General features: G+C 74.4%; 7 protein-coding genes. 5 read left to right on the forward strand and 2 right to left on the reverse strand.

Going from position 1 to position 10,655, the window contains the following annotated elements:
• Positions 1-27: 27 nt before the first annotated feature.
• The gene (locus tag ACFWNV_RS37435) at positions 28-1,692 is read right to left on the reverse strand and encodes an IucA/IucC family protein (RefSeq protein WP_383956075.1); all 1,665 of its coding nucleotides are present in this window, start codon (positions 1,690-1,692) and stop codon (positions 28-30) included.
• A 117-nt stretch (positions 1,693-1,809) separates the two neighbouring features.
• On the opposite strand from ACFWNV_RS37435, the gene ACFWNV_RS37440 reads away from it, so the two are divergent.
• The 3 genes from ACFWNV_RS37440 to ACFWNV_RS37450 all read left to right on the forward strand — a co-directional run bounded on the left by ACFWNV_RS37440 (position 1,810) and on the right by ACFWNV_RS37450 (position 6,278).
• A complete protein-coding gene (locus ACFWNV_RS37440; protein ID WP_383956078.1) occupies positions 1,810-3,447 on the forward strand; it encodes an IucA/IucC family protein in 1,638 nt (545 codons plus the stop codon).
• A gap of 125 nt (positions 3,448-3,572) precedes the next feature.
• On the forward strand, positions 3,573-4,511 hold the full coding sequence (locus ACFWNV_RS37445; protein WP_383956081.1) for a winged helix-turn-helix domain-containing protein: 939 nt from the start codon (positions 3,573-3,575) through the stop codon (positions 4,509-4,511).
• A 189-nt stretch (positions 4,512-4,700) separates the two neighbouring features.
• Positions 4,701-6,278: a M12 family metallo-peptidase gene (locus ACFWNV_RS37450; RefSeq protein WP_383956085.1), complete on the forward strand. Its 1,578-nt coding sequence runs from the start codon at positions 4,701-4,703 to the stop codon at positions 6,276-6,278.
• Positions 6,279-6,367: 89 nt separating this feature from the next.
• Here ACFWNV_RS37450 and ACFWNV_RS37455 read toward each other — a convergent pair whose 3' ends face one another.
• Positions 6,368-7,213 carry a GntR family transcriptional regulator gene (locus ACFWNV_RS37455; RefSeq protein ID WP_383956087.1) on the reverse strand — a complete coding sequence of 282 codons (846 nt, stop codon included), beginning with the start codon at positions 7,211-7,213 and terminating at the stop codon, positions 6,368-6,370.
• A gap of 288 nt (positions 7,214-7,501) precedes the next feature.
• On the opposite strand from ACFWNV_RS37455, the gene ACFWNV_RS37460 reads away from it, so the two are divergent.
• The gene (locus ACFWNV_RS37460; protein ID WP_383956089.1) at positions 7,502-9,097 is read left to right on the forward strand and encodes a beta-N-acetylhexosaminidase; all 1,596 of its coding nucleotides are present in this window, start codon (positions 7,502-7,504) and stop codon (positions 9,095-9,097) included.
• An 89-nt stretch (positions 9,098-9,186) separates the two neighbouring features.
• Positions 9,187-10,614, forward strand: a complete 1,428-nt coding sequence (locus ACFWNV_RS37465) for a cellulose binding domain-containing protein (protein ID WP_383956092.1) — start codon at positions 9,187-9,189, stop codon at positions 10,612-10,614.
• Positions 10,615-10,655: the final 41 nt, after the last annotated feature.

A 10,655-nucleotide genomic window follows, 5' to 3' on the forward strand; every position in this document is an offset into this window, starting at 1 on the left:
GGCCCGGCAGGATCCGGAAGAGACGGTCTAGTGCCCGGTCAGTGGATTGTCCAGCTCGGCCCACTGGTCGCCCGGAACCCCCGGGCTCAGCCGCATCAGCGTCAGCGCCTTGGTCGGCAGCGGCTGCGTCAGCAGCGCCCGGGTGTCCGCGGTGGCGGGCAGGTCCGGTCCGGCCGCCGCGAGGTCCGCCGCGAGCGCCGCGGCCGAGCCGGCCGTGGAGCCGAGCGCCCCCGCCACCAGGGAGCCGAAGAGCTTGCGGCGCAGCAGGGTCACGTCGTCGGTGATCAGCCGCCCCGACAGCGGCGGCGCCGCCAGGCCGTGCCGGGCCAGGCGGGCCGGGCTGATCCGGATGTCGGCGAGGTCGCGGTACACGAGCCGCAGCGGGGTGCCGTCGGCGGACAGGACGACCAGGAGGTTCTGGCCGTGGGCCTCCAGGGCCACTCCGAGATCCAGCACGCGCAGGCACACCGACAGGGCGAGGCGGGCGAAACCCGCCCGCCAGGCGTCGGAGCGCACGTACGGGGTCAGCGCCAGGGCGGCCACCGGCAGGACGCGCTCGCCCGCGCCCCGGTCCGCGTACGCCTCGGGCGGTTCGCGGAGCACGGCGGCCAGGTCCGGGGTGCCGGCGGTGACGGCGCCCAGGGTGCGGGTGATGTGCAGGCGGCCGTCGAGCCGCTCGGACAGGCTCTGGGCGAAGGCGGAGACCGCGGCGGCCGTCTCGACGGAGTAGACGGAGATGTCCCGCACGGAGGAGGTGAGGCGGGTGCTGAGGGCGGTCTTGACGTGCGGCCCGCCGTCGGCGGGGGACAGGGTCCGCAGGGCCATCAGCGGATGCGCGGCGGCCCCGGGCCGCAGCTCGGGCTCCGTTCCGGCCCACTGCGGCCCTCCCTGTTTCACCACGTGCTCGGCCTGCCAGGGATGGACGGGTACGAGGATCCGCCCGGCCTCCCGCCACCGGTCGGGCCATTCCCCGGTCACCCGGCACTCCCCGGCCCGTACGACGGCCAGCCCGAGGGTGACGACGGGCCGGTGCTCGGGTGCGTACGCGAGCTGCTCGGCCACCGTGAAACCGGGGCGGGAGCGGCAGTTGGGGTGGTACGGATGGCCGTCCACGACCCGCTGCTCCCACTCCCAGGCGGCGAGCCTCTCCGTGCCGCCGGTTCCGGGGCCGGCCGGCTGGCCGGCGCGGGACAGGCCGAGGGAGGCCGTGCTCTCGTCGAGCTCGGCGGCGAACTCCTCCCCGTACGGCAGCCCGAGCGCCGCCACCAGCAGGGAGGCCCGCCGGTAGGCGCGGCCGTCGAGCAGCAGCTCGGTCACGGGGGGCGCGCTCGCCAGGGTCGCGGTGAAGGTCGTCGCGTACGGGTCGGGGAGGGGGCCTTCCAGCCGGGAGCCCGAGGCGAGCCGGAGCGCGAGCACGCCGGAACCCCGCTCCCGCCGGGTGATCCACGGCAGCGGCTCGAAGGCGAAGGCCCGCCACAGCCGGGTGAGCACGGCGGCGCGCGCGCCGGGCAGCGCGGCGGCGTACGCGGATCCGAGGCTGCCGCGGTGCGCGGCGGCGGGCCCCGCGGGTCCGGCCGGTCTCGTGGCTCCGGTGGCTCCGGTGGGTGCGGGAGCTCCGGTGGGTGCGGTTTCGGACAGCCCGGCGAGTTCGGCGGCTACGGCCTCTTCGGCCGCGGTGGCGGGGAGGTGCATGCTGGGATACAGGGCCCCGGTCCTCTCGGATGACGTGATGATCACTTCATCATCGCGGATACTGAAGATCACGGCCGGTGGTACGCCCGCGCACCTCCGGCGCTCCGGCTGGACCGAATGGAATCCGTGGACCTCAACGCCACCGACAATGCCGCTGCCGACGCCTGTGCGGCCGCCCCCCTCCTGAACTGCCTCCTGCGGGAGGCCGCCGAACCGGTCCCGCTCGCCGGGGCAGAGGGGGTGGAGGGGGCAGAAGGGGCCGCCGGTTCCGCGGAGGGCGGCTGGTGCGCGTACCGGCTGCTCGGCAGCCGGCGGCTGGTGCGGGTGCGGGCCGGGCGCAGGCCCGGGCGGGCCGAGTTGAGGACCGGGGGCGGCTGGCATCCGCTGTCCCACACCGAGCTGGTCAAACTGGTCTCCGACGAACTGCGCCAGTACACCGGAGTGTCCAACGACGAGCTTCCGGTCGAGATCGCCGACAGCCGCGAGACCATCGCCGCGCTGCTGGCCGCCCGCGCGGCCACGCCGCTGCCGGCGGACCCGTACGTCCGCTCCGAACAGTCCCTGGTCATGGGGCACCCCCACCATCCGGCCCCCAAGGCCCGGGGCGGCGGGCCGGCCAACGGCTGGCTGCCGTACGCCCCCGAGGCCTACGCCCGTTTCCCGCTGGCCTTCCTGGGCGTGCGCGAGGACCAGGTGGCGGAGGAGGGCGGTCCGGCCGCGGCCGCCGCGGTCGACTCGCTCGCGGAGGCGCTGGGCGGCCCGCGCCCGCCGGCCGGCTACCGGCTGCTGCCCGCCCACCCCTGGCAGCTCGACCTGGTCGCGGGCCGGCCCGCCGTCCGCGAGGCCCTCGCGGACGGGAGGCTGCTGTCGCTGGGAACCGGCCGGGTGCCGGTCTGGCCGACCGCCTCGATCCGCACCCTGTACGTTCCCGGCGGTAGCGGCGGTAGTGGCGGTAGCGGTGGCGGCGCGGCCGGCGATCTCTTCGTGAAGTTCAGCCTCGACGTGCGGATCACCAACGACGTGCGCCGGCTGTGGCGGCACGACCTGCTGAAACTGCGCCGCACGGACGCGGCGGTCGAAGCGGGCTTCGCGGAACTGCGCCGGTCCGGGTCGGTCGCGGCCTGGCTGCCCGACCGGGGGTACCGGACGGCCGCCTTCGCCTTCGAGGAGCTTGCCGTACTGGTCCGTGACGGCCTGGCGGCGCACGCCGAGCCCGGTGTGACCCCCTTGCTGGCGGCGGCGCTCGCCGAGGGGTACCCGGACAGCCCGCTGGCGGGGACGGCCGACCCGGCCGCGTGGTGGCGGGCGTACCTGCGCCAGGTGGTGCCGCCCGTGCTGCACCTCTTCGCCCGGCACGGCGTGGTGCTGGAAGCGCACCTGCAGAACACCCTGGTGGCCGTCGACGCCCAGGGGATGCCCGCGCAGGCCCTCTTCCGGGACGCGGAGGGCGTCAAGCTCCTCCCGGACCTGGACCGGGAGGCCGCCTGGCAGCGCCTGGTCTACTGCCTGGTGGTCAACCACCTGACCGAGGTGGCGGGCGCGCTCGCGGAGAGCCACCCGGAGGCGGCCGGTGAGCTGTGGCCCGCCGCCCGCGCGGAGTTCCGGCGCTTCGGCGCCGCCCACGACCTCCCCGAGATCGCCGCGCTGCTGGCCGCCCCGGACCTCCCGGCCAAGACCAACCTGCTGCTGCGCTGGACCCGCGCGGACGGTGCGGACTCCCGCTACCTGCCGCTTCCCAATCCGCTGCGGCCCTGAGGGAGCGTGCGGTTCCGGCCAATCAGGGTCCGGATACCGGATCCCCCCTCACTCACAGGTATAGACCAATGCTACGTTGGTCGAGCAGACCGCGCAGTCCTTGACCTCCCGTCAGAGGAGAAGCCATGCCCTCCCCTTCGCGGGGCGGCGGCCCGGCCGCCATGCCCAAGTACCAGCGGATCGCCGCAGCGTTGCGGCGCGAGCTGAACCTCACCGCACTCACCCCCGGCGCCCGGCTCCCTTCCGAGCGCAGCCTCGCCGCCCGCTACGAGGTCAACCGGCAGACCATCCGGGCCGCCCTCCAGCACCTCAGGGAGGACGGCCTCGTCGTCACCGGCCGGCGGGGCACCCGCCCGGCGTTCCCGGTGCCGGCGCAGCGGTCCCCGGCGGCCTTCCCGGCCGGCCATCCGGCCCCGGCGGCCTTCCCGGCCGGCCATCCGGCCCCGGCGGCCTTCCCGGCCGGCCATCCGGCCCCGGCGGCCTTCCCGGCCGCCCACCCGGCCCCGGGTTCCGCCCCGGCCGCGGCTCCCGCCTTCGTACCGGCGGCCCCGGCCGCCCCCGCCCCCGCGCCGGTGGCCGTACCGACGCATGCCGGGGACTCCGCCCAGGCGTGGCTCACCCTCGTCACCCTGGCTCCGGCGCTCGCCGAGCAGCTCGGCATGCGCGGCGGGGAGCAGACCCTGGTCCACCACCACCGCGAGAGCGGCCCGACGGGCCAGACCCGGCGGCACGCGGTGACGTACCTCTGTCCCCGCACCGTGCTGCGGACCCCCGAACTGTCCCGGTACCGGGACAGCCTGGTGGCGGGCGTCCGGGACGTGGACCTGGGGCCCCTGCACCACTGGCTGGAGGGGGCCGCGCGGGCCGGCCGGGTCGCCGAGACCATCACCATGACCCGGACCAACTCGCCCCAGGCCGCGACCGCGGCCGGCGGTCTCACCGTACGCCGCACCCTGCACGACGCCTCCGGCCGGCTGCTCGCCGTCACCGATCTCGCCTTCCCCACCTGGGACCGGCTGACCTTCGACCGCTCCCCGGCCGCCCTCGGCTTCCGGGTGACGTAGGCCGTCTCTTCCGGGCCGGGAGGGTCCGGGGCCGGGCTGGGCGGGGCGGGGCCGGATGTGGCCGCGTCGGACCGCAGCCGCACCCGACCGGGACCGTCAGGGTGAGCCCGGGCGGGGTGGCCGGGTGACGTGGTGGCGGGAGCGGGTGTCGGCGTGGACCGGCCGCTGCGGACGTGCGTTCGTACGCGCATGATCATCTCTCGTCTCGGCCTGGCCACCGGGCTGCTCGCCGCCCTGTCCGCCACCGCCCTCGGCCTGCCGACCGCCCTGGCCGCCGCGCCCGCGCACCCGGCGGCCGAGCCCCCGAAGCCCGGCCACGTCCTGCGCAGCCGCACCGTCGACCTCGACCTGGCCGACTACCGCTGGCTGTGCGCTGACCAGCCCTTCGGTACCCCCCGCCGGCACACCTTCAGGCCGTTCTCCGACACCTCCCTCGAAGTGGTGGAGTCCGGCGTCGAGCGGGACCCGGCCGGGGGCGCCGTCAAATGGAGCGGTGAGGTCGTCAAGGTGGACGGGCACCCGGTCGCGCCCGGGGTGCAGCGCCGGGTGGTGCTGTCGACCACCGGGGTCTGCGACCCCGGAGCCACACCGGACACCGTCGGCGTGGACGCCCTCTTCGACCTGGGCGCGCGGGCCTACCGCATCGCGCAGCCCCGCAACGAACCGGGCCGGCTGCTGATCACGGAGGAGGACCCCGACCTCCACGTCAAGCCCCGGCAGGACGACGCGGATCCGCAGTACGAGAACCCCGACCCCGCGGTCATCGCGGAGGCGCGCCGGCAGCTGATGACCCGCGCCGCCTCCGCGGAGCCCGTCGTCATCGACATGGTCGTCGGCTACACCCCGCGCGCCGAGTGGGGCATGGGGGGCGAGGAGGCGATGCTCGCGCGGATCGCCTTCGCCGAGACGAGCATCAACCACGCCTTCGCCGACAGCAACATCAAGGCGAGCGTGGACATCGTGGCCACCTACAAGGCGAACTACTACGCCCCGGCCGACCAGGAGACTGCGCCGGTCGTCCACGGCCTGCTCTCCAACCCGAGGGAGCCCCGGCTGGGCGCCCCGGCCGCCGCGCTGCGCGAGCAGTACGGCGCCGACCTGGTCTCCCTGATGATCCAGGTCCCGGACGGTACGAGCAGCGGGCAGGGCAACCTCCCGCAGCCGCCGAGCGAGAAGACCGACGACCAGGCCTACTCGGTCGTCGACTACCGCACCGTGGCGCTCTGGTACAACTTCGGCCACGAGGTGGGCCACAACCTCGGGCTGTGGCACGACCGCACGACCCTGGACGAGCAGGCCCGCGGCGCCGACTACCGCCCCTACCTCACCACCCCGTACAGCACCGGCTACGTCACGCCCGACCGCCGCTACCACACGCTGATGGCCTACTCCTCGGCCTGCGGCGGGCCCTGCACGGCCGTCAACCAGTACTCGAACACCGAGAACACCTGGGACGGCCAGCCGCTCGGCGACGCCTACAACAACAACGCTGCCGTCGCCCGGATCACCACCCCGCTCATTGCCGGCTACCGCGCTCCCGCGCAGCTGCGCGAGCGCCACGCCCTGACCCTGGGCGAGGGGCTGCGCCCCGACACCTGGGGCCCGTACCGGCCGGGGACCTCGATCAAGGTGACCGGCACCCCGCCGCGCGGGTACCGGATTTCCGCGTGGGAGCTGGACGGACAGCGCTATGCGATCACCGCGAACCAGGTCAACGTCACGATGGACCGGGCCCACGAGCTCAAGGCGGTCTTCGTCCGCATCTGACGTACGGCGTGATCCGGCGTACGGCGTGACATAACGCACGGCGGGACATGACCCACGGCGTGATCCGACGCACGGCGTACGCCGGACCGTCACGTGTTCGTGTGGACGTCCCCGGTGGTGGTGGAGGTGATGACCGCCCGGCGGCCGAGGTCGCCCGGCGGGATCCCCGGGTGGTGGCCTCCCGGCCGGGCCGCCCCCGGGGACACCCCGAGGGCCAGGCGGGAGACGATCCGGTAGCGGTCGCCGCGGTACACGGAGTGCACGTACTCCACGGGCCGGCCGGTCGAGTCGGTGGTGAGCCGCTCGATGAGCAGGGCGGGGGAGAGCAGCGGGACGTCCAGCAGGCCCGCCTCCCCCTCGTTCACCACGGTCGGCTCGATGGACTGCTGCGCCTCGTGCACGTACACGCCGTGGTGGTCGCGCAGATGCTCGTAGAGGTCCCCGGCCTCCAGCTCCGCCGGGGTCAGGGCCGGCACCAGATCGGCCGGGATGTGCAGGTGCTCGATGGCCATGGGGGCGCCGTCCACCAGCCGCAGCCGGGCGATGTAGAGCAGGCTCGCGCCGGGGGAGATGCGCAGGCGGCGGCCGATCCGGGCGCCCGCCTGCACGGTGGAGTGCTCCAGGATCCGGCTGGACCAGTGGCCGGCCGCCTGCCGCATGGCGAAGGCCGCCTCGTCGGCGGCCAGTTCCTGGGTGATCTTGGCGGGCGCGACGAACATCCCGCGCCCGTGCTCGCGCACGAGCAGACCGGTGGCCACGAGCTCGTCCACCGCCGCGCGCAGGGTGGGACGGGAGACCTCCAGGGTGGCGCACAGGGTGCGTTCGGAGGGGATCGCGTCGCCGGGCCGCCGGATGTCGATCAGCCCCAGCAGGTGCTCGCGGACCCGTTCCCGCTTGAGTACGGATCCTGACGAGTCGGTTGCGTCCTTCGTCATGGCCCGCCCCCATTTCTCTCTGCTCACCTGTCCAACTGGTCATGTGCATCTAACCACTCGGGGAAGGGGGAGGGCGAGGAGTCCGTCGAAATTTCTCGGCCCGTGCGGGGTTGACGGCGCCTTCAGGCCGTGTCACCTTCTAGCCACTCAGCTAACCAATTGGTCAGTTGGTCAACTCCACTCCTCGCTGGATGAGTTGGTGGACGAGTTGACGGAACAGCCAGGTGAGGAATCCCCGAGAACGTGACCGCCGCCGCCGCTTCACTCCATCCCGACCCTGCGCCCGACATCGCGTCCGAAACCACGCCCGACCTCGCCCCCGGTCTCGCGCTCGTCCCGCGCCCCGACTCGGTCACCGCCCTGCCGGGCCGCTTCACCCTGGACCACCGCACCGGACTGCGGGCCGGCCCCGGCGCCGAGGCGGCGGCCGGACTGCTGCGCGAACTGCTCACCCCCGCCACCGGGTTGCCGCTGGCCCCGGACCCCGACGGGCGGATCACCTTCCTCCTGACCCCCGGGGACACGGCCCCCACGGGTCCCGGGGAGGAGCCGCTCGGCGCCGAGGGATACGCCCTCACCGTCCGCCCCGACTCCGTCCTGCTGCGCGCCGCCCGCCCCGAGGGGCTGCTCCACGGGGTGCAGACCCTGCGCCAGCTGCTGCCCCCCGAGGCGCTGGCCGCCGGGGGCGCGCAGCCCCGTAGGCCCGCCTCCGGCGGCTGGTCGCTGCCCTGCGTACGGATCACCGACCGGCCGCGGTTCGCCTGGCGCGGAGCCCTGCTGGACGTGGCCCGGCACTTCCAGCCCGTGGCCTACGTACGCCGCTTCGTGGACCTGCTCGCCCTGCACAAGCTCAACGTCCTGCACCTGCACCTCACCGACGACCAGGGCTGGCGGATGCCGGTCGCGGCCTACCCCCGGCTCACCGAGGTCGGCGGGCGCCGGGCCGAGACCGCGGGCGACGGGATCCCGCACGAGGGCTCCTACACCCGCGCCGAGCTCGCCGGTCTCGTCGCCTACGCGGCCCGGCGGGGGGTCAGCGTCGTGCCCGAGATCGAGATGCCCGGCCACGCCCGGGCCGCCCTCGCCGCCTACCCCGAACTCGGCAACCGGCCCGGCGTCCGGCTGGACACGTGGACCCGATGGGGCGTCTGCGAGAACGTCTTCGGGGTCCACGACGCCGTCCTCGACTTCTGCCGGGGCGTGCTGGACGAGGTCGCGGACGTGTTCCCCGGGCCCTACGTGCACCTCGGCGGCGACGAATGCCCCCGCGCGGAATGGGAAGTCTCCCCGGCCGCCCGCGCCCGGATCGCCGCCGAGGGACTGGCCGGCCCGGGCGCCCTCCACGGCTGGTTCCTCGGCGAGGTCGCGAAGCACCTGGCCGGGCTCGGCCGCCGCCCGCTCGGCTGGACCGGGACCGGCACCGAACTGCCCGCCCCCTTCACGGCCCTGGCCTGGCTCGACGCGGACCACGGACGGGCCGCCGCCCTGCGCGGCCACGACGTGATCATGACCCCGTACCGCTCCACCTACCTCGACTACCCGCAGTCCGCCGACCCCGGCGAACCGCGCGGCCAGGACGGCGGCGTGCTCGACCTGCGCGGCGTCTACGACAACGAGCCCGCCCCCGCGCACTGGGAGCCCGAGGCGGCGCGCCGCGTCCTCGGCACCCAGGCGCAGCTGTGGACCGAGTACGCGCGCACCCCGGCCGAGCTCGAATACCTGGCCTTCCCGCGGCTGTGCGCGCTGGCCGACACCGCCTGGTCGGCGCACCGCGACTGGCCGGACTTCCTGCGCCGCCAAGGCCACCACCAGACCCGGCTCGCCGCCCTCGGCGTGCGCGGCCGACCCCTTCCCTCCCCCCACCCCGAGAGGAACGCCGTATGAACACCCCGAGCCACGAACCGACCGCCGCCCCGAGCCACGCCCCGGGCCACGCTTCGGGCCGCACCCCCCTCCGCAAGCGCCGTACGGCCATGGCCCTGGCCATCGCCCTGACCACCGGTCTCGGCTCGGCGGCCCTGACGGCCCTGCCCGCCAGCGCCGCGGCCGACTCCGTCAAGGTCCAGTACCGCACCAGCGCGACCGGGGCCACCGCCGACCAGGCGGAGCCCTGGTTCAAGGTGGTCAACAACGGCTCCGGCAGCGTCGCCCTGAGCCAGGTCTCCTTCCGCTACTACTTCAAGGCGGACAGCCCCAGCACCCAGTACCGGTACGCCTGTTCCTGGGCGGTCAAGGGCTGCGCCAACATCACCGGCACCTTCGGCACCCTGGCCACCCCGACGGCCACCGCCGACCGCTACCTGGAGATCACCTTCACCGGCGGCGCCGGCAGCCTCGCCCCGGGAGCCGACACCGGCGACATGCAGCTGCGCTTCTACCGCGCCGACTGGCAGACGCTGCGCCAGTCCGACGACTACTCCTTCGACGGGTCCCGCACGGCGTACGCCGACTGGGACAAGGTGACCGCCAAGCTGGGCACCGGCACCGTCTGGGGCACCGCGCCCGGGGGCAACGTCCCGGACCCCACCCCCACGCCGAACCCGACCGACCCGACGCCCACTCCCACGCCCACCCCGACCGACCCGGGACCGTCCGGAGCCACCCTCTTCGACGATTTCACCTACACCTCCTCCTCCGACCCGGCGATAGGGGCCCACGGCTGGAGCGTGCGCTCCAACGCGGGCGGTCCCGGGGTCCCGGGCGCCACCTGGGCACCGGAGAACGTCACCTTCGCGGCCGAGGGCGGCAACACCATCATGAACCTGGAGACCTCGACGGCCGGCACCGGCGAGAGCACCAAGCACACCGAGATCCTCACCAAGACCATGAAGTTCAAGAACGGCACGTACGCGGCGCGGGTGAAGTTCTCCGACGCCCCGAAGTACGGACCGGACGGGGACCACCTCGTACAGACCTTCTTCCCCATCAACGACCTCAAGGCCCCGCTGGCCGACGACTACTCGGAGTACGACTTCGAGTACCTCCCCAACGGCGGCTGGGGCGAGCCCTCGAACATCCTCTACACCACGTCCTGGGAGACGTACCAGGCCGACCCGTGGGTGGCCGTCAACCAGCACACCGAGTCGCGGCAGAGTTACGCGGGCTGGCACGACCTGGTGCTGACCATCGACAACTCCACGATCACGTACTACATCGACGGCCAGGTCTTCGGCACGCACGAGGCCAAGTACCTGCCCGAGCGGGGCATGTCCATCAACTTCAACCAGTGGCTGATCGACCTCAACGGGCAGCCGGGCTCGACCCCGCGCGCCTACGACCAGAAGGTGGACTACGTCCTGCACGTCAAGGACCAGGTCCTCACCCCGGCCCAGGTGGCCGCCAAGGTCGGCGGCTACCGCACCGCGGGCACGGCCTTCGTGGACACCGTCCCGGGCGGCTGATCCGGGAACCGCGAACGGCGGTGCGCTCCGGGGTCGTCGAC

Origin of the sequence: Streptomyces sp. NPDC058401 (assembly GCF_042722885.1) — a bacterium.
Lineage (GTDB): Bacteria > Actinomycetota > Actinomycetes > Streptomycetales > Streptomycetaceae > Streptomyces.